The sequence below is a fragment of the Actinomadura formosensis genome (assembly GCF_050948385.1).
GTDB classification, from domain to species: domain Bacteria; phylum Actinomycetota; class Actinomycetes; order Streptosporangiales; family Streptosporangiaceae; genus Spirillospora; species Spirillospora formosensis.
In genome coordinates, this window is the sequence record NZ_CP192011.1 from 1,229,632 (window position 1) to 1,253,189 (window position 23,558).

The 23,558-nt window shown below is 66.4% G+C and carries 19 protein-coding genes, 3 rRNA genes and 3 pseudogenes; 15 read left to right on the forward strand and 10 right to left on the reverse strand.

Annotated elements, in window-relative coordinates; translation table 11 throughout:
- The first annotated feature begins 176 nt into the window (after positions 1-176).
- Complete coding sequence (locus ACQP1N_RS05810) at positions 177-827, forward strand: hypothetical protein (RefSeq protein ID WP_433229501.1); 651 nt, start codon at positions 177-179, stop codon at positions 825-827.
- A gap of 86 nt (positions 828-913) precedes the next feature.
- Here ACQP1N_RS05810 and ACQP1N_RS05815 read toward each other — a convergent pair whose 3' ends face one another.
- Entirely contained in the window at positions 914-1,087 is a 174-nt protein-coding gene (locus ACQP1N_RS05815; protein WP_084263106.1) for a DUF397 domain-containing protein, read from the reverse strand.
- A gap of 273 nt (positions 1,088-1,360) precedes the next feature.
- Here ACQP1N_RS05815 and ACQP1N_RS05820 point away from each other — a divergent pair, with 273 nt between their 5' ends.
- On the forward strand, positions 1,361-2,506 hold the full coding sequence (locus ACQP1N_RS05820; protein ID WP_242609080.1) for an IS701 family transposase: 1,146 nt from the start codon (positions 1,361-1,363) through the stop codon (positions 2,504-2,506).
- A 170-nt stretch (positions 2,507-2,676) separates the two neighbouring features.
- On the opposite strand, the gene ACQP1N_RS05825 is transcribed toward ACQP1N_RS05820, so the two are convergent.
- The 3 genes and pseudogenes from ACQP1N_RS05825 to ACQP1N_RS05835 form a co-directional block, all read right to left on the reverse strand.
- Positions 2,677-2,838 (reverse strand): DUF397 domain-containing protein, encoded by a 162-nt coding sequence (locus tag ACQP1N_RS05825; RefSeq protein WP_433232584.1) that lies wholly within the window; start codon positions 2,836-2,838, stop codon positions 2,677-2,679.
- Positions 2,839-2,915: 77 nt separating this feature from the next.
- A pseudogene (locus ACQP1N_RS05830) lies at positions 2,916-3,086 on the reverse strand (Scr1 family TA system antitoxin-like transcriptional regulator); the annotation flags it as partial.
- 16 nt (positions 3,087-3,102) lie between these two features.
- Positions 3,103-3,387 (reverse strand): annotated as a pseudogene (locus ACQP1N_RS05835) (IS5/IS1182 family transposase); the annotation flags it as partial.
- A 171-nt stretch (positions 3,388-3,558) separates the two neighbouring features.
- On the opposite strand from ACQP1N_RS05835, the gene ACQP1N_RS05840 reads away from it, so the two are divergent.
- The 4 genes and pseudogenes from ACQP1N_RS05840 (at position 3,559) to ACQP1N_RS05855 (ending at position 7,333) form a co-directional block, all read left to right on the forward strand.
- Positions 3,559-3,912 (forward strand): hypothetical protein, encoded by a 354-nt coding sequence (locus tag ACQP1N_RS05840; RefSeq protein WP_131732323.1) that lies wholly within the window; start codon positions 3,559-3,561, stop codon positions 3,910-3,912.
- Positions 3,909-5,117, forward strand: a complete 1,209-nt coding sequence (locus tag ACQP1N_RS05845; protein WP_433229503.1) for a hypothetical protein — start codon at positions 3,909-3,911, stop codon at positions 5,115-5,117. The genes ACQP1N_RS05840 and ACQP1N_RS05845 overlap by 4 nt, the downstream gene beginning before the upstream one ends.
- Positions 5,114-6,508, forward strand: coding sequence for a hypothetical protein (locus ACQP1N_RS05850; RefSeq protein ID WP_131732321.1), 1,395 nt, complete (start codon positions 5,114-5,116; stop codon positions 6,506-6,508). Before ACQP1N_RS05845 ends, ACQP1N_RS05850 begins: the two co-directional genes overlap by 4 nt.
- 49 nt (positions 6,509-6,557) lie before the next feature.
- Positions 6,558-7,333, forward strand: a pseudogene (locus tag ACQP1N_RS05855) (transposase family protein).
- A gap of 67 nt (positions 7,334-7,400) precedes the next feature.
- Here the strand turns inward: ACQP1N_RS05855 and ACQP1N_RS05860 are convergent.
- Both ACQP1N_RS05860 and ACQP1N_RS05865 read right to left on the reverse strand, forming a co-directional pair.
- Entirely contained in the window at positions 7,401-7,577 is a 177-nt protein-coding gene (locus ACQP1N_RS05860) for a DUF397 domain-containing protein (RefSeq protein ID WP_084263104.1), read from the reverse strand.
- The gene (locus ACQP1N_RS05865) at positions 7,525-8,382 is read right to left on the reverse strand and encodes a helix-turn-helix domain-containing protein (RefSeq protein WP_433229505.1); all 858 of its coding nucleotides are present in this window, start codon (positions 8,380-8,382) and stop codon (positions 7,525-7,527) included. The genes ACQP1N_RS05860 and ACQP1N_RS05865 overlap by 53 nt, the downstream gene beginning before the upstream one ends.
- A 123-nt stretch (positions 8,383-8,505) precedes the next feature.
- Between ACQP1N_RS05865 and ACQP1N_RS05870 the strand changes: the two genes are divergently transcribed.
- The 7 genes from ACQP1N_RS05870 to rrf all read left to right on the forward strand — a co-directional run bounded on the left by ACQP1N_RS05870 (position 8,506) and on the right by rrf (position 16,635).
- Positions 8,506-8,895 carry an ATP-binding protein gene (locus ACQP1N_RS05870; protein ID WP_433229506.1) on the forward strand — a complete coding sequence of 130 codons (390 nt, stop codon included), beginning with the start codon at positions 8,506-8,508 and terminating at the stop codon, positions 8,893-8,895.
- On the forward strand, positions 8,877-9,266 hold the full coding sequence (locus ACQP1N_RS05875; protein ID WP_433229508.1) for a hypothetical protein: 390 nt from the start codon (positions 8,877-8,879) through the stop codon (positions 9,264-9,266). Before ACQP1N_RS05870 ends, ACQP1N_RS05875 begins: the two co-directional genes overlap by 19 nt.
- A 340-nt stretch (positions 9,267-9,606) precedes the next feature.
- Positions 9,607-10,194, forward strand: a complete 588-nt coding sequence (locus ACQP1N_RS05880) for a phospholipid scramblase-related protein (protein ID WP_433229510.1) — start codon at positions 9,607-9,609, stop codon at positions 10,192-10,194.
- Between the two features lie 61 nt (positions 10,195-10,255).
- Entirely contained in the window at positions 10,256-10,612 is a 357-nt protein-coding gene (locus ACQP1N_RS05885) for a hypothetical protein (protein WP_433229511.1), read from the forward strand.
- Positions 10,613-11,318: 706 nt separating this feature from the next.
- Positions 11,319-12,840 (forward strand): 16S ribosomal RNA (locus ACQP1N_RS05890).
- 402 nt (positions 12,841-13,242) lie between these two features.
- A 23S ribosomal RNA gene (locus tag ACQP1N_RS05895) occupies positions 13,243-16,352 on the forward strand.
- Positions 16,353-16,518: 166 nt separating this feature from the next.
- A 5S ribosomal RNA gene (gene rrf / locus ACQP1N_RS05900) occupies positions 16,519-16,635 on the forward strand.
- Together the 16S, 23S and 5S rRNA genes form the textbook arrangement of a ribosomal RNA operon.
- A gap of 47 nt (positions 16,636-16,682) precedes the next feature.
- On the opposite strand, the gene ACQP1N_RS05905 is transcribed toward rrf, so the two are convergent.
- Positions 16,683-17,180 (reverse strand): FBP domain-containing protein, encoded by a 498-nt coding sequence (locus tag ACQP1N_RS05905; protein WP_067805257.1) that lies wholly within the window; start codon positions 17,178-17,180, stop codon positions 16,683-16,685.
- A 70-nt stretch (positions 17,181-17,250) separates the two neighbouring features.
- On the opposite strand from ACQP1N_RS05905, the gene ACQP1N_RS05910 reads away from it, so the two are divergent.
- Positions 17,251-17,820, forward strand: a complete 570-nt coding sequence (locus ACQP1N_RS05910; RefSeq protein WP_433229513.1) for a TetR/AcrR family transcriptional regulator — start codon at positions 17,251-17,253, stop codon at positions 17,818-17,820.
- Between the two features lie 38 nt (positions 17,821-17,858).
- On the opposite strand, the gene ACQP1N_RS05915 is transcribed toward ACQP1N_RS05910, so the two are convergent.
- The 3 genes from ACQP1N_RS05915 to ACQP1N_RS05925 all read right to left on the reverse strand — a co-directional run bounded on the left by ACQP1N_RS05915 (position 17,859) and on the right by ACQP1N_RS05925 (position 22,860).
- Positions 17,859-19,511 (reverse strand): DNA repair helicase XPB, encoded by a 1,653-nt coding sequence (locus ACQP1N_RS05915; RefSeq protein WP_067805251.1) that lies wholly within the window; start codon positions 19,509-19,511, stop codon positions 17,859-17,861.
- Between the two features lie 260 nt (positions 19,512-19,771).
- Positions 19,772-22,138 (reverse strand): helicase-associated domain-containing protein, encoded by a 2,367-nt coding sequence (locus tag ACQP1N_RS05920; RefSeq protein ID WP_433229514.1) that lies wholly within the window; start codon positions 22,136-22,138, stop codon positions 19,772-19,774.
- 104 nt (positions 22,139-22,242) lie between these two features.
- A complete protein-coding gene (locus tag ACQP1N_RS05925) occupies positions 22,243-22,860 on the reverse strand; it encodes a TetR/AcrR family transcriptional regulator (RefSeq protein ID WP_067805246.1) in 618 nt (205 codons plus the stop codon).
- A 185-nt stretch (positions 22,861-23,045) separates the two neighbouring features.
- Between ACQP1N_RS05925 and ACQP1N_RS05930 the strand changes: the two genes are divergently transcribed.
- The gene (locus ACQP1N_RS05930) at positions 23,046-23,558 is read left to right on the forward strand and encodes a GNAT family N-acetyltransferase (protein WP_242608758.1); all 513 of its coding nucleotides are present in this window, start codon (positions 23,046-23,048) and stop codon (positions 23,556-23,558) included.

Genomic DNA, 23,558 nt, shown 5'->3' on the forward strand with positions numbered 1-23,558 from the left:
TGGGCGAGATGACGTCCGCCGGTAGTTTGCGTAAGCCGTGAAACCGATCGAGGAGGTGAGACCCGTGAACGCTGTATCGACGTGGGTGCTCCTCTCTCTCCCGCACGGTCGGGCGACTGACGTAGGTGTCGCCGGGAGCGCCTCGACACCAAGGCAATCCCGAAAGGCGCACCCCCATGCATTTCACTGCGGAGACATCGTCGAACGGTGTCCGCGAACGCGACTTCACCGTGGGCGAGGTTCCCGGCGTGCTGTGGTCGCCCGAATCCGGTCTCGACCGCGCACCGCTGGTGCTGATGGGCCACGGCGGCGGCACGCACAAGAAGGCCCCGGCGATGGCGGGCCGCGCGCACCTCCTCGTGACCGGCTGCGGTTTCCACGTCGCCGCCATCGACGCGCCCGGTCACGGCGACCGTCCGCGCACGGCGCAGGACGAGCGGGAGATCGCCGCGCTGTACCGGGCGAGGGCGGCCGGCGAGCCGGAAGGCCCGATCATCGTCCGGTACAACACCCATCTGGCGGAGCGCGCCGTGCCGGAATGGCGGGCGACCCTGGACGCCCTTCAACTTCGGCCTGTTCGGGCACGCCTCCCTGGCCGAGGCGGCGAAGCAGACCACCATTCCGATCGAGTTCGCGCTCCAGTGGGACGACGAGCACATCCCGCGCCCGTCCGGCCTGGCGTTGTTCGACGCCTTCGCCTCGAAGGAGAAGACGCTGCACGCCAACGTGGGCGCACACATGGAACTGCCCAGATTCGAGGCCGACAGCGCGGTCCGATTCTTCGCCCGCCACCTCGGCCAAGCCGCCACATCACCGGCCTGACGTGACGGGTGCCGGTGCCCGGCCACCAGCCGGGCACCGGCACCGCAATCTCCCGCGCCCTGCCCCTCCCACAGGGCTGGGGCCGCGTGGATTAGCGTTTCAGGTCGGCCACCAGGGCTGCGAAGTGGTCAGGTGTGATGACCAACTTGGGGCCGTCGGGGTTCTTGGAGTCGCGGAGGGCGACCGTGTGGCGGAAACGGCCCACCTCCACGCACTCACTTCCGGATTGGGTTCCGCTGTGGCTGCTCTTGCGCCATGTCGTCATTGGACGCCTCCATGGCCTTCCTGATCAGGTCTTTGGACCTGTGGTCGGGGTGTCAGCGCTTGAGGGTTGCTATCAGGTCTGTGAACTCGTCGCGTCCCATGCGCAGTTTAGTACTCCAGCCGCACTTGGAGATCTCGGTCTGATCGAGGTCGGGACGTGAGACGGCCACCGCTGTGATCGTGTGGGTGTGTTGAGACCAGACGATCGGCGGTGGCCGTGCCGCCTACTGTAGAAGATGTCGATCCGGCGGGGTGGGCTGATGGGTTCGATGAGTTGTTCGCGCAGGTGGTGGCGCCGTTCTTCGGGCGCCGGGAGCCCCGGGTGCGGGCCCGGTGGTATCTGCTGGGGCTGTTGAGCGGGCTGGAGCGCAAGAACGGCTGGTCGCTGGCGGAGTTCGCCGGGGACATCACTCCCGATGGGATGCAGCGGCTACTGAATCACGCCCGCTGGGACGCCGATCAGGTGCGGGACGCGCTGCGATGGCAGGTGGCCGAGCGGCTCGGCTCGGCCGACGCGGTGCTGGCGGTCGATGACACCGGGTTTGAGAAGAAGGGCCGCCGCAGCGCGGGGGTGCAGCGGCAGTACACCGGCACCGCAGGCAAGATCACCAACTGTCAGATCGGGGTGTTCTGCTCGTATGTGAACCCCGATAAGCAGCGGGTTCTGATCGACCGGGAGCTGTATCTGCCCGAGTCCTGGTTCGCCGATCCGGGCCGGCTCGTCGACGCCGGGGTCGACGAGCGCACGCGGTTTGCGACCAAGCCGGAGCTGGCCTGGCGGATGATCGAACGCGCCGCTGATGATCCGCTGCTGGTGTTCGGGTGGGTGACCGGCGACGAGGCCTACGGCGACAACACCGTGCTGCGCCGCCGCTGCACCGGCCGCGGCATCAACTTTGTGTTCGCGGTCTCCTGCGACCACCCGCTCGTGCTCGGCGGCACCCGCACCAGGGCCGATGCCGCGTTCGCCGGCCTGGGGGAGACGGCGTGGCAGCGGCACTCGTGCGGAAACGGCGCCAAAGGCCGCCGCTGGTACGACTGGGCATGGATCAGCCTGGGCGAACACGAATGGATGCTGGCCCGCCGGTCGATCAGCGACCCCACCGACCTGGCGTTCTACCGGTGCCGGGCGAACCGGCCGGTCGGATTGCCCGAGCTGGTGCGGGTGGCAGGCTCCCGCTGGAGCGTCGAGGAATGCTTCCAAGCGTCCAAGAACGAGGTCGGCCTGGACCACTACCAGGTCCGCAAGCACACCGCCTGGTACCGGCACGTCACCCTGGCCATGGTCGCCCACGCGCACCTGGTCTTCCTGGCCGCCGCCCCACCCCCAGGCCGAAGCGGCACCGACGACGGCGAGGCCGACGACCTCGCCACACAGGGGGCCGTCCCGGCAGGGACGTTCACCCTGCCGGCGGTATGAAGGTGACGATCCGGACGCGTTGGCCCCGCTCACGGTCAACGAGATCCGCCGCCTCCACGCCCTCCTGCACCCGACCCGGCACCCACCCGCACACCATCTGCACTGGTCACACTGGCGACGCCGCCACCAAGCCCGTGCTCGAAGATGCCACTACCAGCGACAACGAGAACTCACCCATCTCTAAATGCGGCTGGAGTATTAGGGCCGTCCGGGTCCTTGGAATCCCGGACGGCCACAACCGTGCCGAGGTTGGCCAGTTCAACGCATTCGTCTCCCTGAGAACTGCTGTGGCTGCTCTTACGCCACACGGGGCGAGGGGGCATGGCTTCCATACTTCGTCTGCGATCTCCCCGATCAGTGCCGCCGACAGCTCGGCCGGAAGCGCATAGGTGGAAATGTCCGCGAACCGCTCGTGCAGTCGTTCGATGTCGGACAGTCCGTCCAAGATCCTGCCGTGCGGCTCGGAGACAGTGTAAGCGGCTCGCAGATTGCCGGGCAGAGTCGCGATGGTGAACGCTCCCGAGCTGCCTGGGTGCGGGGCACCATCCGGAATCACTTGGACAGACAGGCGCGGGGACACGGCGTCAGCTCGTCGGTCTGGCCTTGCGCAACGCGGCCCGCAGCTTGGGTGAACGCGCCGACAGCAGCGCGACGATCTCCTCGACGTAGCGCCGGGCGGTGGCCACCGATACCCCGAGCCCGCGGTGGCCTCGGCGAACGTCTCGCCTTTGCGCAGGTGCACCAGCAGCGGGAGAGCCTACCGGCCGGGGTTCAGCAGCCGCCACCGTGACCTGATCGCCCGGCGATGGCGCCGGGACGATCCCCGCCACGTAGTTCAGCGTCGGACGCGACAAATCCACAGCGGCACGGTAGAACAGCATGCAGAAGCTCCTGGTGAGACGGTGTGGGTTGTGGTGATCAACCCGTCTACCAGGGGCTTCTCTGCATCCGAGGGCACTCCATCAACTTGCGATCACGCTGTGATCAACTGCCCCGCCCGAGAATGAAAAGGATCAGTCCACTTTTGGCCAGTCACAGGACACCCTCTTTAATTGATCACCAGATCTGATCTTGATTGCTGGTTCATGATGTCAGACATGACAAGAGGTTTATTTGTTTGGGTTGGGGCTTCGATCATGGTGGCTGCTGCAGTCGGCATGGCGGCGTACTGGGGCCGGGTGGGTTTCCGCTTGGACGACACGTTGGGGTGGGTCGGTGCGACGGTGGGGGTTGCCGGTCTGGCACTGGCGGTCTTCGGAGCCGTGGCGTCCCGCCGTTCCGACCACCAGGCCGATCGGGACGGCTCGTCGAGCCGGAGGCCAACTGAGGCCGACGTGCAACTGAAGGCCAAGGCGTCGGGGCACAGTATTGTGAAACAGGCCGGCCGAGACCTCAACGAGAAATGAGCTCCGCGCAGAAGCCCGGCGATGCGCCGGAGAACTCGGGTACCCGGCTAGAGGCGACTGCCTCAGGCCACAGTCAGGTGATACAGGCAGCCGGAAATCTACATTTCCTCAATGTCTCTATGTCCCGGGGGGTCCGCAACGCGGTGTTCATCACCATGGCCTTGGCAGTGCTCATCGGCGGAGGATGGGTCGGGTGGAAGTGGGTGCGGCCCATGTTCGCGCCTGCGTACAAGACCCAGTTCCTCATCGACGCGACCGCGGCGGCGGGCGGCCCGGAGGCGATCGCCGCCTCATTGTCAAAGGCGGTGGGGAACGCGGGGGAAGACGATGTGTTGTCGCTGAGGGCCTTCGGCGGTCAGTGCGGTACCGACGATGCCACCACTCAGTTGGTGGGTTTCGGTACCGGCAACCGGCAGCAGATCACGCATGCCGCCACCAAGGTCAGTCCGACCGGCGAGGCGACGTTGCTGCGCGGCATCGTCGAGGCGGTGAACGATTTCTCCAAAACGCTGGCATGGGGAGCTGACCAGCGGGCGACGCAGGTCAACCGAATCATCGTGGTGACCCGGCATGGTGCCGACGCCTGTGACGACGACAGTGCCTTCGTCCAGCGCGAGATTCAGGAGCGGATTAAGGCAGCGGGTCTGAAAGTGGACTTCAAGGTGGTCGGTTACCAAGTTCCCCACGCCCAGCGGACACGGTTAGAGCAGATCGCCGCGGGAGTACAGGCGGGGGACCCGGTGTTCGCCGACGATCCGGCCAAGTTGAACGCCGCCTTGGAGTGGCTCACCAACACCCAGCCCGTCCTGCGGGAGGCAAAGCAGGTTATCGATGTTCTCAATCCGGCTGTCAGCCAGGTTGAGGCGGCCCGTACCGCCATCGACGAGGGCCGCTTCGATTCCGCTGAGCGCCATCTGGACCGGGCCGGGTCGGTGAACGTCACCGGGCCGTTGGACGGCCTTGAGAGCAGGGCCAAGACCGCCCAGGCGCGGGACACTTACGTGAAGGCCAGACAACTGCGTGCGCAGCAGCGGCGCGTGGTCGCCTCCGGGAGGGATCTACTGGAGGCCGCCCGAGCAGGCCGGTCACACGAGAGCGAGTTGGCCGCCTACCGGACAGCCGTGACGACCTACAACGCGAGGGCGAACGCCCTGACCGATGCTCTGAACACGCTGCGCGCCGCCGCTCCGGGGGGCCGGTCATGACCGAGGCCACCACCCGGCGGCGTCCATCGCGTCGGCGACGCCTGGTCTGGGCGCTGATCCTGGTGGTTGCGATGACGGTCGGGGCCATTGTCTTCGTGGTCGTCCAGTTCGTTCCGGGATACCGCACGACTTTGTTGATCGACACTTCCGCGACCGATTCGGCCGACTTCGCCGCGGTGCGCACCGCGGTCGTCGCCACGGCGGATAATGCGGGGGGCGGTGACGCCATGGCGCTGCGCCGTTTCGGCGGTACCTGCGCCGACCCTGGAAACACTGCTGAGGTGGTGGGCAGCGGCATCGGGAACCGGCAGAAGATCGGTAGAGCCGCCCGGACACTCGCCTCCGGCGGCCAGGTCACCTTGGGCAGCGGGATCCTTGCCGCTATCGACGACTTCTCCAGCCGTTACCCGTTCCGCGGACGCGACGGCAACCGCATCGTCATCGTGACCAGCCATGGCATCGACGCATGTACGTCCAATCCCGCCGTCCTCCGCGCCGCTGTCCAGAAACGGGCCGAAGAGGTCGGGGTGGATCTGAGTTTACGGTTCATCGGCTACAAGGTCCCAACACGTGACCGGGCCGCCCTGACCCAGCTCGCCACCGCGGGCGGCGGAGACCAGCGATCCGCCTTCGTCAGCAACCCAGCAGACCTCACGGCGACGCTCAGAAAGTTCACGCTGCCCACCTCGGCCGATCCCAAGACGATCACACTGCCCGCGCAGGTCGTCACGGCGAAGCTCTGTACCCCCAAGCAGCCCGGCTTGCCACATCCGGACCCTGTTTCCTCCACGGTGCGTCTGCCTGGCCAGGTCAGGCTTCCTGCGGGGGCCCAGGTCTACGGGGCGGGCATGTACGGGACAGCGCAGTACCTCATCGGACCGGCGGGACTGCCCTGTGACAACTCCTACCCGGGGCTCTCAGCAGGCATGTGGGCCTTCGTGGGCGAAGATGCGATCCAGGGGGATCCCAAAGCCGGTCCACAAGTGAGCGCGAACTATCTTCCCGGAAGTACGAGCGTCCAAGCCGAAGCCGCCTGTAGCGCCTTCGGCAAGGACGCATCCGAACTGAACGGGCTTCTCCATGTCACGGACTGCGCACAACGCGACGAAGGAACCACAGATGCCATCCCGACCAACACCCCGAAATTCTACGTCAACGCGCAGGTTTCCGTCGCCGGTGGTTCCATCAACACGGAAGCCCAAACCCTGAGCCTCGACGGTGGCCACACGACCAGGTCGATCAGCTGTGTGCTTCCACGTTCACAAGCCGATATTTGCACTGCCGCACTGACATTCTTCATCATCTTGCAATCGAAGGGAACACTGATTTCTCCCGCCGACCTCGACCGCATCAGCCAGACGATCGCCGATCGCGTCGCGAGACCTCAATAATCTTCTCCGCTGGTCGGAGCGGACACCTTACGGGTTTCCCGGGGCCGGTATAACGGCATTTGTCATAGCCGGGGTTCCGCGTCCGACGCTGAACTACGTGGCGGGGATCGTCCGTCGCCATCGCCGGGCGATCAGGTCACGGTGGCGGCTGCTGAACCCCGGCCGGCAGGCTCTCCTGGTGCTGGCGCTGGTGCACCTGCGCAAGGGCGAGACGTTCGCCGAGGCCGCCGCGGGTTTCGGGGTGTCGGTCGCCACCGCCTGGCGCTACGTCGAGGAGATCGTCGCGCTGCTGTCGGCGCGTTCCCCCAAGCTGTGGGCCGCGTTGCGCAAGGCCGGGACCGACGGGCTGACGCACCTGGTTCTGGACGGCACGCTGATCCACACCGACCGGGTGAAGGCAACCGCCCCCACTTCTCCGGCAAGCACCGGGTGCACGGGATGAACGTGCAGGTGATCGCCGGCCCGGACGGGACGATCCTGTGGACCTCGGGGGCGATGCCCGGCAAGATCCACGATCTGACCGCCGCCCGCGTGTGGGGCATCCTGCGCGAACTGGAGAAGGCGGGAATCCTCACCCTGGCCGACAAGGCCTACCAAGGTGCCGAGGCCTCGGTCGTCATCACGCCCTGCAAGGGCAAGGACAAGCCCGAGTCGCAGAAGCAGGCCAACCTGGCGCACGCCAAGCTCCGCGGCCCCGGCGAATGCGCAAACGCCCAGCTCAAATCATGGCGAATCCTCCGCAAGCTCCGCTGCGGTCCCAGCAAGGCCGGCCACCTGGTCAAGGCCATCACCGTCCTGCAGAACTACGAAACCACCCGAAGATGAAAAGGGGCCGTCATCCCATGCTCCAAAGCCCTGGCCCAGGCAGGGCCAGGGCCAGGGCCATGTGAAGCTAACGCTTCAGGTCGGTGACCAGGGCTGCGAAGTGGTTGCGTGTGATGAGGAGTTTGGGGCCGTTGGGGTCTTTGGAGTCGCGGAGGGCGATTGCCTGGGGGAAACGGCCCACCTCTACGCAGTCACTTCCGCCCTGGGTTCCGCTGTGACTGCTCTTGCGCCATGTCGTGCTCACTGAACGCCTCCATAGCCTTCGTGATCAGGTCCTTGGACCTGTGCTCGGGGAGAGCCTTCGCACTGATCCGTGCGAACAAGATCGCGTAATCTGCGACCTCTACTGGAGACGATATAAGCCGTCCGCCGCCGAGCGACTCGGTGTAGGCAACCTCGCCGAAATCATCACCCGTGACGAGCTTCACGCCGCCGTCCAGGCCCGGGTAGGCGCCGGTCTCGAAGGTCTGCGGGATTACGTGCACGACGACGTTCGGATGCTCTGCTACTTCGAGAACGTGTGCGAGCTGTTCTCGCATGATCCGAGGGCTTCCCACCGGCCATCGCAAAGCCGCCTCGCTCAGGAGCACCATGACGAACGCGCGGTCGAGAACGCCTTGGCGTTCTATTCGCTCAGTGACGAACGGCTCGGGGTCGGGCATGCCGCCACCTATCAGGAGCGCCCGGGCGTACTCCTCGGTCTGGAGCAGACCGGAGATCACGAGCGGCTCGAAGATCCGGATGATGCGGGCTCGCTGCTCGAAGGTCGAGAGTTGGGCGAGCCACTGGGGGTCGTGGCCGATGCTGGCGTACCAGACCAGGAGGGAGAAGACCCCGCCGGTCTCCCACGCCTTGTCGAGGAGGGCGGCGCGTGGTCCGTCCAGGCGGTCTATGCCGTTCTCGATGCGTGAAACGGTCGCCTTGCTCGCGTTGACGATCCGTCCTACCGCTTCGCCCGACAGTCCTCGCTGGTTGCGGCAGAAACGCAGGTAGTAGGCGATGAAAGCCCACATGCTGCCTTTGGGATCGGGTGATTCGTTGGTGGCCATGGGGGAGGGGCTCCACGTTCCGTGTTGTTACGAATCCGCTGAGTACGCATGCCAACTTAGCGTGACGGGCTGACTCTGTGTCGTGGTTAACACACATCTCACCTGGACACGGAGGTGATGGCGATGCCCACTGCACTGGCCCCCGAGACCCCCACGCTGGTCCTCGATCCGAATGATCAGGCGCCGGGGCTCGCGCGGCGGTTTCTGGCCGCGCGGTTCGCGGAGTGGGGGATCGAGGACGACTACGTGGGGCGGCTCGTGGTGTGCGAGCTGGTCACGAACTCCTACCGGCACGGGCAGGGGTCGATCGTCGTGCGGGTGTTCCGCGACGAGCGCGACGGGCTGGTGGTTGTGGAGGTGTGGGACGGCGGAGAGGGGTTGCCGGTGGTCCGGTCGGAGAACTACGCCGCGACGTCCGGCCGGGGCCTGATGCTTGTGGCCGAGCTGGTGCGGGCGTGGGGCGTCCGTCCCCTCAACGAGGGCGGCAAGGTCACGTGGGCCAAGCTTCCCTGACCGGCTACCAGCTGCGCCGCAAGGCCCGTTTCCAGATGGTGAAGTGGCGCACCCTGCGGAACCGTGACGCGGTGGGGCGGTACCTGGACGCACTGGCGGTCGCGCTGGAGCGGCGAGGGTGGCGCTGCGTGCGGACGGTGGCCCCGGCCCGTGCCCCGCTGCTCCAGGTCCACGGCGTTGACGGTGCCGTGACCACGTTGAGTGTCCTGGCAGGGCCGGGTGGTCGGTGGTGGATCCATGAGGTTCCGCGCGGCTTCCTGGGCCACTGCGGAGACAACACCGAGCACGCCGCGCAGGTCATTGACCGCCTCCTCCAGGGGTGGTTCGGTCCGCTGACTCACCGAGGTGATCGGCAGGAGGGGACGTGCTGAGCCGGCGGGGTGCCGGACCTGCCGGGGTAGGGAGAGCCGCACCCTTCGTGCGTGCCGTCCGGTCGCCGCCAGCCGCGTCCGTAGGTTGGCCATGGTGCCCGGACTGGCAGAAGAGTGTGTCCGGGGTGGCCAACCCGGTTCGTAATCGCGCAGGCCAGCCGGTTTTAGGCGTGCTGTCGATCGGTTCCGCCGTGGCGATCGGATGCGGAAACTACTTCCCTTGAGTGCCCGCGGCTTGGCAGGATCGCCGGTTGGACGGCGTGCCGCGCGAAAACGTGAGGACGTCGGCAGGGTGAACGGTGAGGTGCCCGCGTATGCGGCCGACGAGGCAGGAGAACACGTGAGCGAAGTGTTCCGCTCCCCGGTGCTCAAGGTCGAACAGCCTCGCAGGGGGCCGTTCGCCAAGTCGCGGTACAAGGTGATGGACGGCGATGGGATCGTCCTCGCCATTGCGGGCCAGACGAAGGACGATGGCCGTGCCGAAATGCGGGGGCTCGTCCCCGGCAAGTCGAACCTTGATGCCCGGGCCGTCCTGCTGACCACACCGGACGGTGAACCACTGCTCATGGTGGACAAGCAGAGCGGGCGGGAGTACACCGAGATCCTCAAGCCGGACGGTGAACGCATCGGCTCGTTCGTCACCGAACGGGTCGGGCGCCGCTACGTCATCTACGACGATGACGGGACGCTGATCGGCTCGGTGGAGGTCGATGTGCCGCGCACCAACTTCCAGGTGAAGGACGCCGACAGTGGCAAGGTCGCGCACGTGCGCAAGAAGTGGGCCGGGCTCGCCACGCACCTGCTGACCACGGCGGACAAGTACGAGACCGAGATCTTCGATCCCGTCCCGGAGCCGTTGCGGACGATGGCGGCCATGACGGCGATCGTCATGGACATGAACCTCCACGAGGCCAAAGAGATCACCTGACCCTGCCGGCGGTTCCCGGATGGGCCTTCACGGCTTCCGCGATGCGAGGTACCGTCCGGTCGTGCAGGCCATGTCGGGACGTTCGAAGAGCTGGTGGATCTCGCCGGCCATTCCGACGATCGCGAACTGCGCGCTGGCCCTCCTATGGCTCTTCTCCGCTTTCGGCGGGTGGGGCGAGACGGCGTTCTGTGGCGAGGACGACCTTCGCGACCCGGGATGCGGTGCGGGCTTCGACGCTGCGGTCCGGCTGTCGTCCCCCGCCGCCGTGCTGGCCGTGGCCGTCGCCGTCACCGCGTGGGCCTGGGGCGGTGTCCGGCGCAGGCCCGACCGGCTGGACACACTTCTCACCATGGCGGCCTTCATCTGGGTCTTCGCCGAGGCGGTTCTCTTCGTCGGTGGATACCTGGCCAAGTCGTAAGGCGCGCTGTCCGCCGATGTTGCCGAAAAGAAACATTGGCGGTTCGGAGCACGTTCTTGAAGTGGGTGCTACGGGACGGCCGGAGCAAAACCCAAGGTAGAACGAGTGCTGGGCGTGTGTCCCGGCCGTTCGGCCGACCGATCTGTGGCGATCCGTCCGGGCAAGTCGGTTTGACGTCCCCGCCTCGTGGGCATACTGTTCACTTCGCCCCACGGGGAGCAGGACGCCTGACGGCGGCCGGCCCGGGGGAAACCACCAACGAACCCGCCGACGCGGCTGAGCCGTGTCTGCTGTGCCGTGGTGGGTCGGAAAAGGCGCGGTTTGACAATCGGGCCGGATCTGATGAAATAGCTCCACCGCTCGGAAGAAGCCGCGAAAGCGGCGTCGGAAGGGTGTTATCGGAGAAAGCCGGAAATTGACAAGCCGGCCGGATCCGATAAAGTAAGTGAGTCGCCCCGGAGCGGGAAACGCGAAAGCGGATCCAGTGCGGTGGGTGTCCGTTTCTTGAGAACTCAACAGCGTGTTAAAAGCCAGTGCCTTTATCGGCCCGGCCTTTTTGGCCGGGTCGCCCCGTGGCCATCCTCTTTTGTGGGGGTGGTGGGGATTTCTTTGAGGCAATACACGGCCCTCTTGGGGGTTGTGTGTGCTGGGATTTTCTTCAAGGTTTGGCCTGCCGGGGTTTGTGCCCTGGTGTGGTCGTTGGACCTTAATGGAGAGTTTGATCCTGGCTCAGGACGAACGCTGGCGGCGTGCTTAACACATGCAAGTCGAGCGGAAAGGCCCCTTCGGGGGTACTCGAGCGGCGAACGGGTGAGTAACACGTGAGCAACCTGCCCCTGACTCTGGGATAAGCCCGGGAAACTGGGTCTAATACCGGATATGACCACTCCGGGCATCTGGTGGTGGTGGAAAGTTTTTCGGTTGGGGATGGGCTCGCGGCCTATCAGCTTGTTGGTGGGGTGATGGCCTACCAAGGCGACGACGGGTAACCGGCCTGAGAGGGCGACCGGTCACACTGGGACTGAGACACGGCCCAGACTCCTACGGGAGGCAGCAGTGGGGAATATTGCGCAATGGGCGGAAGCCTGACGCAGCGACGCCGCGTGGGGGATGACGGCCTTCGGGTTGTAAACCTCTTTCAGCAGGGACGAAGCTAACGTGACGGTACCTGCAGAAGAAGCGCCGGCTAACTACGTGCCAGCAGCCGCGGTAATACGTAGGGCGCAAGCGTTGTCCGGAATTATTGGGCGTAAAGAGCTCGTAGGCGGTTTGTTGCGTCCGTCGTGAAAGCCCACGGCTTAACCGTGGGTCTGCGGTGGATACGGGCAGACTAGAGGCAGGTAGGGGAGAACGGAATTCCCGGTGTAGCGGTGAAATGCGCAGATATCGGGAGGAACACCGGTGGCGAAGGCGGTTCTCTGGGCCTGTACTGACGCTGAGGAGCGAAAGCGTGGGGAGCGAACAGGATTAGATACCCTGGTAGTCCACGCCGTAAACGTTGGGCGCTAGGTGTGGGGTCCTTCCACGGATTCCGCGCCGCAGCTAACGCATTAAGCGCCCCGCCTGGGGAGTACGGCCGCAAGGCTAAAACTCAAAGGAATTGACGGGGGCCCGCACAAGCGGCGGAGCATGTTGCTTAATTCGACGCAACGCGAAGAACCTTACCAAGGCTTGACATTGCCGGAAAACCATCAGAGATGGTGGGTCCTTTTTGGGCCGGTGACAGGTGGTGCATGGCTGTCGTCAGCTCGTGTCGTGAGATGTTGGGTTAAGTCCCGCAACGAGCGCAACCCTCGTTCCATGTTGCCAGCACGTAATGGTGGGGACTCATGGGAGACCGCCGGGGTCAACTCGGAGGAAGGTGGGGATGACGTCAAGTCATCATGCCCCTTATGTCTTGGGCTGCAAACATGCTACAATGGCCGGTACAGAGGGCTGCGATACCGTGAGGTGGAGCGAATCCCTTAAAGCCGGTCTCAGTTCGGATCGAAGTCTGCAACTCGACTTCGTGAAGTCGGAGTCGCTAGTAATCGCAGATCAGCAACGCTGCGGTGAATACGTTCCCGGGCCTTGTACACACCGCCCGTCACGTCACGAAAGTCGGCAACACCCGAAGCCCGTGGCCCAACCACCTTGTGTGGGGGGAGCGGTCGAAGGTGGGGCCGGCGATTGGGACGAAGTCGTAACAAGGTAGCCGTACCGGAAGGTGCGGCTGGATCACCTCCTTTCTAAGGAGCATCGACTGGCTCAGGCGACCTCTTTAGGGGTGTCTGGGTCGGTGGCCGCCGTTGACGGCGCACGTCCGTCAGGTGGCTGCTCATAGATGTGGAGCACTGGTTACTCAGCAGGCCGCGTATGCGGCTCGGCTAGTACCGCCCCGGGTGACCGGGGAGTGGGAACGGCGAGCTTCGGGTGCGCGGGCTGGTGGACACGCTGTTGGGTCCTGAGGGAACGGGCGTAAGCCCGGTGGCCTCGGACTGCGGGACCAGACGCCGCGCTCCTTTGCGGGGGTGGGGGTCTGGTGGGCCCGGTTGTTTTTTGAGAACTGCACAGTGGACGCGAGCATCTCTGGCGAGAATGCGGTCTTTGGATCGTGTTCTTGTCTGCGATTTGTTTTGATCGTTTCGTGTGTTCAAGTTTTTAAGGGCATACGGTGGATGCCTTGGCATCAGGAGCCGATGAAGGACGTGGGAGCCTGCGATATGCCTCGGGGAGTCGGCAACCAGACTTTGATCCGGGGATTTCCGAATGGGGAAACCTGGCACCCGTCATGGGGTGTCGCCGCCTGCTGAATGTATAGGCAGGTTGGTGGGAACGCGGGGAAGTGAAACATCTCAGTACCCGCAGGAAGAGAAAACAATAGTGATTCCGTGAGTAGTGGTGAGCGAAAGCGGAGGAGCCTAAACCGTGCGCGTGTGATAGCCGGCAGGTGTTGCGTGTGCGGGGTTGTGGGACCGCCTTGATCTAGCTGCCGCTGGGTCGGAGAGTTACAAAATGTTGTGATAGCCGAACGGTATGGGATGGCCGGCCGTAGACGGTGAGAGCCCGGTAGGTGAAATCATGACGTCTCTTGGGTGTGTTCCCGAGTAGCACGGGGCCCGTGAAATCCCGTGTGAATCTGCCACGACCACGTGGTAAGGCTGAATACTTCCTGATGACCGATAGCGGACCAGTACCGTGAGGGAAAGGTGAAAAGTGCCCCGGTGAGGGGTCGTGAAATAGTACCTGAAACCGTGTGCCTACAAGCCGTCAGAGCGTCCTCACTGCCTTCGGGTGGTGTTCGTGATGGCGTGCCTTTTGAAGAATGAGCCTGCGAGTTATGGTGTGTGGCGAGGTTAACCGGTGGCGGGTAGCCGTAGCGAAAGCGAGTCTGAATAGGGCGTTTTCAGTCGCATGCTGTAGACCCGAAGCGGGGTGATCTAGCCATGGGCAGGGTGAAGCGCCGGTAAGACGGTGTGGAGGCCCGAACCCACCAGGGTTGAAAACCTGGGGGATGACCTGTGGTTAGGGGTGAAAGGCCAATCAAACTCCGTGATAGCTGGTTCTCCCCGAAATGCATTTAGGTGCAGCGTCGCGTGTTTCTTGCCGGAGGTAGAGCTACTGGATGGCTGATGGGCCCTACAAGGTTACTGACGTCAGCCAAACTCCGAATGCCGGTAAGTGAGAGCGTGGCAGTGAGACTGCGGGGGATAAGCTTCGTAGTCGAGAGGGAAACAGCCCAGATCATCGGCTAAGGCCCCTAAGCGTGTGCTAAGTGGGAAAGGATGTGGAGTTGCCGTGACAACCAGGAGGTTGGCTTAGAAGCAGCCATCCTTGAAAGAGTGCGTAATAGCTCACTGGTCAAGTGATTCCGCGCCGACAATGTAGCGGGGCTCAAGCACACCGCCGAAGCCGTGGCATTGACATGTGATGTGTTGATGGGTAGGGGAGCGTCCTGCAGCCGGTGAAGCCGCCGAGTGATCGAGTGGTGGAGGCTGTGGGAGTGAGAATGCAGGCATGAGTAGCGAGTCACACGTGAGAAACGTGTGCGCCGAATGACCAAGGGTTCCTGGGGCAGGCTAATCCGCCCAGGGTAAGTCGGGACCTAAGGCGAGGCCGACAGGCGTAGTCGATGGACAACGGGTTGATATTCCCGTACCCGCTGGTATGCGCCAACGCTGAACCCTCTGATGCTAACCACCCGAGCTGTGGTCTGGGCCTTCGGGCCTGGTCTGCGGGGAGCGTGGGGCCCGAGGGGGTAGTAGGTGAGTGATGGGGTGACGCAGGAGGGTAGCTCAGCCCAGGCGATGGTTGTCCTGGGGTAAGCATGTAGCCCGGTGTGCAGGTAAATCCGTGCGCCGCCAAGGGTGAGATGTGATGCCGAGCCGTTTTAGGTGAAGTGAGTGATCCCATGCTGTCGAGAAAAGCCTCTAGCGAGTGTATCGGCGGCCCGTACCCTAAACCGACTCAGGTGGTCAGGTAGAGAATACCGAGGCGATCGGGTGAACTGTGGTTAAGGAACTCGGCAAATTGCCCCCGTAACTTTGGGAGAAGGGGGACCACGCCCGGTGAACGCCCTTGCGGTGGGAGCTGGGTGGGGTCGCAGAGGCCAGGGGGAAGCGACTGTTTACTAAAAACACAGGTCCGTGCGAAGTCGTAAGACGCGGTATACGGACTGACGCCTGCCCGGTGCCGGAACGTTAAGAGGACCGGTTAGATCCCTTTTGGGGGTCGAAGCTGAGAATCTAAGCGCCGGTAAACGGCGGTGGTAACTATAACCATCCTAAGGTAGCGAAATTCCTTGTCGGGTAAGTTCCGACCTGCACGAATGGCGTAACGACTTCCCCGCTGTCTCAACCACAGGCCCGGCGAAATTGCAGTACGAGTAAAGATGCTCGTTTCGCGCAGCAGGACGGAAAGACCCCGGGACCTTCACTATAGCTTGGCATTGGCGCTTGGAGCGTCTTGTGTAGGATAGGTGGGAGACTGTGAAGCCGGCACGCCAGTGCCGGTGGAGTCGCTGGTGAAATACCACTCTGGTCGTTTTGAGCGTCTAACCCGCACCCGTGGATCCGGGTGGGGGACAGTGCCTGGTGGGTAGTTTAACTGGGGCGGTTGCCTCCTAAAGTGTAACGGAGGCGCCCAAAGGTTCCCTCAGCCTGGTTGGCAATCAGGTGGCGAGTGCAAGGGCACAAGGGAGCTTGACTGTGAGACGGACGTGTCGAGCAGGTGCGAAAGCAGGGCCTAGTGATCCGGCACCTACGTGTGGAAGTGGTGTCGCTCAACGGCTAAAAGGTACCCCGGGGATAACAGGCTGATCTTCCCCAAGAGTCCATATCGACGGGATGGTTTGGCACCTCGATGTCGGCTCGTCGCATCCTGGGGCTGGAGTAGGTCCCAAGGGTTGGGCTGTTCGCCCATTAAAGCGGCACGCGAGCTGGGTTTAGAACGTCGCGAGACAGTTCGGTCCCTATCCGCTGCGCGCGTAGGAGAATTGTGAGGGTCTGTCCCTAGTACGAGAGGACCGGGACGGACGGACCTCTGGTGTGCCAGTTGTCCCGCCAGGGGCACGGCTGGTTGGCTACGTTCGGTCGGGATAACCGCTGAAAGCATCTAAGCGGGAAGCCTTCCTCAAGATGAGTTCTCCCACCCCCTTGTGGGGTGTAAGGCCCCCGGTAGACGACCGGGTTGATAGGCCGGAGATGGAAGCGCGGTGACGTGTGGAGTCGACCGGTACTAATAGGCCGAGTGGCTTGAACACATGATCCGTTCAAACCAAATCGCCGCATGTGTTGCGTGTAGTTGTTCGCGTCCCTGTGTGGTTCCCGGAAAACAACCGGGTACCGCAGCAAAAAGTGAATACCGAGCCTGACGCTCGGACGAGTCTTCCCGCACCCCCTGTTTGGTGGGGTGTTGGGGGTTGGTCGTTCGGTGGTTTTGGCGAAGGGGAAACACCCGGTCCCATCCCGAACCCGGAAGTTAAGCCCTTCAGCGCCGATGGTACTGCATGGGAGACCGTGTGGGAGAGTAGGACACCGCCGGACTCATATTGTGGAAGGGCCCCGCCGTTACCGGCGGGGCCCTTCTCATTTCACCGGGTCACTTTGTCCAGGAACGTATCCAGGTTGGTCTGGACGCGGGCGACCTTCTCTTCCAAACTGAGCGATTCGTCGAGCCCTCCGCCTGCAACGGATTGCTTCTTGCCTCGCACGTACAACGAGCAGTCGAGGTCGCCGCACAAGTACTGCCCGACCGAGTTGCCCTGGCGGCCGGCCTCGCCGGTCCGGCGCGCGGTCATCAGCGTCACGCCACCGCCGGTGCGCGTGGTCAGGCACAGCGAGCACAGGCTTCGCGAGGTGAAGCCGCGTGCCGCACCCGCCGTCACGCGCAGCGAGATCCCGACGAGACCGTCATCCCGCATGGTGACGAGGTAGGCGCGTCCCGGGGCGCCCGGATCCTGCCACCCGAGGAAGTCCAGGTCGTCCCAGGGCAGGTCCGTGAAGTCCTTGGGCAGGCTTAGGCGCTTGGCCTCGCCCTTGGAGCAGTTGACGAAGGACGCACGGATGTCGTGTTCAGTGACAGGTCTCATGGGCGGGACGCTAGTCTTCCTAAGACCTTTAGGCAAACGCATTAATCGTCTAGGTAGATAGGAAGGTCCCATGGCACGTGCGGGAGTGACCGTTGACCGCCTGACCCGGGCGGCGGCGGAGCTGGCCGACGAGGTCGGCTTCGACAACCTGACCGTGGCGGCGGTGGCGCGCCGGTTCGGCGTCAAGGAAGCCAGCCTGTACTCGCACATCAAGAACGTCCACGACCTGAAGACCCGGGTGGCGCTGCTGGCCCTGGTCGAACTCGCCGACGAGGTCGCCGCCGCGGTGGCCGGCCGTGCCGGAAAGGACGCGCTCGTGGCCTTCGCGAGCGCCTACCGCGACTACGCCAAGCGGCATCCCGGCAGGTACACCGCGGCACGGATGAAGCTGGACCTGGAGACGGCGCTCACGAGCGCGGCGGGACGGCACGCGGAGCTGACGCGGGCGATCCTGCGCGGCTATGAGCTCCCAGAACCCGACCAGACCGACGCGGTGAGAATGCTGGGCAGCGTGTTCCACGGCTATGTGAGCCTGGAGACCGCGGGCGCGTTCCAGCACAGTCCGCGCGATGTGGAAGCCTCCTGGGAGAGGACCTTGGACGCGCTCGACGCCGCACTCAGGAACTGGCCGCAGGCTTGACCACGCCCTGTCCTGGCGCAGCGCCCAACCCCGCAGGGTTAGAAGTCGTCGCCGGCGAGGATGGTGTCGGCGTCCACGATGCGGTAGGCGTAGCCCTGTTCGGCCAGGAAGCGTTGCCGGTGGGCGGCGTAGTCCTGGTCGAGGGTGTCGCGGGCGACGACCGCGTAGAAGCGTGCTCCGGTCCCGGACGCCTTGGGGCGCAGCAGGCGTCCCAAACGCTGAGCCTCCTCCTGACGTGACCCGTAGGCTCCCGACACCTGGACGGCGACGGACGCCTCGGGCAGGTCGATGGAGAAGTTCGCCACCTTCGACACGACCAGTACGTTGATCTCCCCCGAGCGGAACGCGTCGAAAAGCCGTTCCCGTTCGCGGACGCGGGTCTCGCCCTTGATGACGGGTGCGTCCAGCAGGGCGCCCAGTTCGTCCAACTGGTCGATGTACTGACCGATGACCAGTGTCTGCTCGCCCCGATGGCGATCGACCAGAGCCTGGATGAGTTTCGTTTTGGTGTCGGTGGTGGCGCAGAAGCGGTAGCGCTCGTCGGGTTCGGCGGTGGCGTAGGCGAGGCGCTCGGAGTCGGTGAGGGTGACGCGGACCTCGACGCAGTCGGCGGGCGCGATCCAGCCCTGGGACTCCATGTCCTTCCAGGGCGCGTCGTAGCGTTTCGGGCCGATGAGGGAGAACACGTCGCCTTCGCGGCCGTCCTCCCGGACGAGGGTGGCGGTGAGGCCGAGGCGGCGGCGGGCCTGCAGATCGGCGGTCATCCGGAAGATCGGCGCGGGCAGCAGGTGGACCTCGTCGTAGACGACCAGGCCCCAGTCGCGGGCGTCGAACAGTTCCAGATGCGTGTAGGCGCCCTTCCGGCGCGTCGTCATGATCTGGTAGGTGGCGATGGTGACCGGCCGGATCTCCTTCTTGGCGCCGGTGTACTCGCCGATCTCGTCCTCGGTGAGGGACGTGCGCCGCAGCAGTTCCTGCTTCCACTGGTGCGCGGAGACGGTGTTGGTGACGAGGATCAGCGTGGTCGCCTGCGCGTGCGCCATGGCGGCGGCCCCGACGATGGTCTTCCCGGCGCCGCACGGCAGGACGACGACGCCCGACCCGCCGTGCCAGAACGCCGAGGTGGCGTCCCGCTGGTAGGTGCGCAGCTCCCAGCCGTCCTCGACCAGGGAGATCGAGTGGGCCTCGCCGTCCACGTAGCCGGCGGCGTCCTCGGCGGGCCAGCCGACCTTGAGCAGCGCCTGCTTCAGCGACCCCCGCTCGCTCGGATGGACGATCACCGTGTCGGCGCCGACCCGCTCCCCGATCATCCCCTTGATCTTCTTGGCCCGCAGGATCTCCTCCAGCACCGACCGGTCGGAGGAGGTCAGGACGAGCCCGTGCACCGGGTCCTTCTCCAGCCGCAGCCGCCCGTACCGCGCCATCGTGTCGGCGACGTCCACGAGGAGGGCGTGCGGGACGGGGTACCGCGAGTACCGGATCAGCGTGTCGACGACCTGCTCGGCGTCATGGCCGGCGGCGCGCGCGTTCCACAGCGCCAGCGGCGTGACCCGGTAGGTGTGGACGTGTTCGGGTGCCCGTTCCAGTTCGGCGAACGGGGCGATCTCCTTGCGGCAGGCGCCGGCCAGTTCGTGGCCGACCTCCAGCAGCAGCGTCTTGTCGGACTGGACGATGAGCGGACCGTCGGTCAAAGCAGTGGCCCCCGTCGGATTGCGATGGTCGATGCCGTGTCCGGACATCCGCTGCCGCACGCTACCCGAGGCGGGTCGGCGCGTCGTACGGTCCGGGCGGGAAACGCATCCTTTCAACGGCCCGTGCCCGGCGTTTATTGCGGCGTAGGGGGTGCTCAGATCCCCGATGTGCGGGACCTTCGGATTCGGCTCCCGGGCAGTGGGGCGGGTTCCACCGTGTCCGGGAAGACCGTTCGGAAACCGTATCGGGGAAAAGGGTGCTACGAGGCGGAGTCGTCGTCCAGTTCTGAGACGCCGGTGATGCGGTGGAGGGCGAAGCGGTGCACGGCGGCGCGGGTCGCGTCGTAACCGGTGAGGAAGCCGCCCTCGACGCGGACGGGCTCCACGATCCGGCTGGACGCCTGGCCCTGCTGGTCGAGGTAGCCGATCCAGACGCGTCCGCCGCGGTCGACGGCGGCGCGGAGCCGCTCGATGGTGGCCATCGCGGGCGAGCGGGGCGGTTCGCCGGACGGGGTCTGCCGGGCGTGCTCGGCGCCGTGCAGGGCCGCCTCGTCCCCGGCCCGCAGCGCCCGCACGGCCGCGGAGATCATCGAGGCGTCGGTGCGGGAGTCCGGACGCAGCCGGACGATCTCGGCGGTCGGCGGCGGGTCGGCGCGCTGCGCGTCCGGCCGGGTCACGATCACCCCGCCGCCGGGCGCCTCGGCGACCGGGGCGAGGCCCATGGCGCGCAGGCCATCGAGCAGGTCGGCGCGCTGCAACCCGGACGCGAGGACGGTCGGGGCGAGGCGGTACAGGCGCAGCGGGCCGGCGCGGCGGTCGGCGAGGATCTCGTCCAGGGTGGCGGGGGAGTCGGTCCGGACGTAGGAGGAGAGGGCGCCGACGCGCAGGTGCCCGTGCCGGCGGGCGACGTCGTCGATCAGGTAGCCGAGCGGCTGCGGCAGCGGGGTCGCCGAATGCCGGGTCAGCAGGCCGGTGATGTCGGCGGCGGACCGTCCGGCGTCCAGGGCGCGGCGGATCGACTCGGGCGTGAACCGGTAGACGGTGGCGCCGCCGGTGGACTCGACGTCGGCGGTGAGCGCGAGCTCGCGGGCGAGGTCGGTGACGAGCGGGCCGGGCGCGATCGCGGTCAGGTCGGCCTGGATGACGATCTGGTCGACCGGATCGGGCAGGTACTTCTCCAGGGCGGGTTCGGGGTCGTCGCCGGCGAGGAGGTCGCGGGCGAACGGGACCAGCTCGCCGAACCCGGTGAGGCCGAGCACGGCGGCCTCGCGCAGCGTCCAGCCGATCATCCGGTCCCGGGTGGGGCCGCCGCGGCGGGGCCGCAGCCAGCCGAGCCGGGCGTGGAGGGAGCCTTCGTCGACGACGGCGCCGCGGTCGGCGTCCGTGAGGACCTCCAGGATCTCCCGGCGGAGGGCCGGGGCGCCGCTGCGCACCATCGCCTCGCTGAGCGCGTTGATCAGCCGGTCGCGGTCGTCGCGTTCCCCGGCGAGCCCGGCGGCGCGGTCGGACTTCAGCCAGCCGCGCGCCAGCTCCGTCCAGCGCCCGGCGGTGTCGCGCATGAGCCACAGGTCGTAGGCGGGCGTGGGCAGCCATTCGCCGTCGAGGTCGCCGCTGCGGGTGAGCAGCCCCGCCGCGTAGGCGACCTCGACCAGCAGCGCGGCCTTCCATTCGGGGACGTCCAGCAGCGTCGCGGCGGCGCGCAGGTCGCGGACGGCGAGGCCGCCGCTGCGCAGGACGGGCGGCGGTTCGAGCCCCCAGCGCTCCAGGAGCTCCTCGATGAGCCGGACGGCGCCCTGCGCCTCGCCCGCGGCGGCGCGGACCACGACGTCCTCCCCGCGCGGCTCCCGCGCCGCGGCCGGGAGCTGGGGCGGTTCGGCCGGGACGTCCCGGAAGAGGCGGTCGCCGCGCAGATGCAGCGCGACCTCGCGCGGGAGGGTGACGGTGCGGTCGTCTTCGGCGGCGAGGAGGCCGCGCGCGAGGAGCCGTTCGATCGGGGTGGCGGCGGTGCCGGTCCGGACGGGACGGCGCGCGTCGGCGACCCGTCCGACGGGCGGCCCCCACGCGAGCTGGTCGAGCGCGGCCCGCGCCTCGGGCCCGGCGTCGTCGATCAGCGCGGCCGGGTCGGCGAGCAGTTCGGCGAGCCGCCGCAGCAGCCGCGTCGAGTCGGGGAACCCGCGCGGCGCCGCGCCCTCCAGGTCGATGATCAGGTCGGTGAGCCGCTCGACCGGATAGCCCGCGAAGACCTCCTGGGCGGGCGGGCCGAGCCCCGCCGGATGCGGCAGGGCCTGCCGGACGCCGGGCGCCGTGGCCGGTGTCCCGTCCCCCCAGGCCAGCCCATGGCGGCGCAGCGTGCCGAGCGCCCGTTCGATCTGCGCGGGGGTCGCGCCGAGAGCGGTGGCGAGCGCGTCCGGTTCCGGGGCCGGCAGGACGAGGAGGGCTTCGAGGACGGCGAGCGTGAACCGGTCGAGCCGGTCGAGCGCGCGGGACACCGCGGCGGGCGTCGCGGCGCGGGCGGCGAGCGCGGTCAGGTCGGCGGGGACGGGGGCGAGCAGTTCGGGACGCGCGGACAGCAGCGCACGAAGCTCGTCGTCGCCCCGTGCGCGCAACCAGTCCGCATACGTTTCCATGCCGTTCCCCAACTTTATGTCGCGCGCACGTAGCACGTACGCGAGCCTCAAGGGTAGGGCCCGCGGGGCGTGCCCGCAGCCGGTGGGGAACGGGAGGCCGCAGGTCAGGTGGCGGGCGTGCGCTCCAGGCGCAACAGTCCGAGCCCGAGCCGCGCCCAGCTCTCCACGAACCGCTTCTCGTCGATGTGGGACGGCGGTTCGTACATCGACTCGTTCGCCAGCCAGTAGTTCACCACGGCGCCGCCGAGGACGGTCGCGATGGCGGGCCAGTCCTCGGCCGAGCCCTCGAACTCGGGCTGGGTGGACAGCCACGTCGCGATCCCGTCGTACAGCGGGTTGACGATGCCCTCGCGCATCTCCGCGACCAGGTTCGGGAACTGGTCGAGGTCGCGGAACAGCACCCGGATGAGGTCCTGCTCCTCGCGCATCTTGGCGAGCCCGGCCTGGCAGGTCATCCGCAGCCGGACCTCCAGCGGACGCTCCTCGAAGGCGGGCGCCTGGACGAGGACGTCGCTGATCTGGCGGCGCGTCCGCTCGATGTGCTCGCGGATGGCGGAGGCGAGCACCTCCTCCTTCGAGCGGAAGTGCCGGTAGAGGCCGCCCGCGCCGGGGGACAGCCCGGCCGCCGCCTCGATCTCCGCGACCGACGTGGCCGCGTAGCCCCGGTCGGCGAACAGCCGGAGCGACTCGGACACGATGCGCTCACGCGTGGATGTCGACATGGTGATGAATTCCTCCAGAAGAACACTAAGGCATCTTCGGCCCGCGGGCCGCCGCGTCCGGTGCGGCACGCCCGGATTCGTGATGCGTCTCGTCCGGGGGCCCGGGGGGCTAGAGTTCTTTGGCGCACGCCAGTTCCTCGCCGCATGCCCCGTCGCCGGGAGGGGTTTCGCTGGAAAGGTCGACGATGTTCAACTCTCCGCGGAAGGCGGCGGGCGGCGCGTTCCTGCCCGAGGACTTCGTGGTGCCCACGCTGGTGGCGGGGCCCGACTTCCAGATCCGCCCGATCACCGTGCACGACGTGGTGAAGGACTACGGCGCCGTGATCGGCAGCCTGGACCGGCTCGCCGGCCGGTTCGGGCCCGAGTGGGGCTGGCCCGACCGCGAGTTCACCTTCGAGCAGGCCCTGATCGACGTCGCCTGGCTGCAGAAGGAGGGCCAGCTGCGGCGCTCGTTCAGCTACGTCGTGATCACGCCGGACGGGGAGCGGCAGCTCGGCCGCATCCACGTGGCCCCGTCCGATGATCCGGAGACGGACGCCGTCGTCGTGTTCTGGGTCCGCGCGGACGAGGAGAACTCCGCCCTGGAGAAGGAACTGGAGACGTTCGTCCGCCAATGGGTGACGACGGCCTGGCCCTTCACCAAGGTCCGCTTCCCGGGCCGGGACCCGGGCGAGGGCTCAGGCCAGGCGGCGCACTAG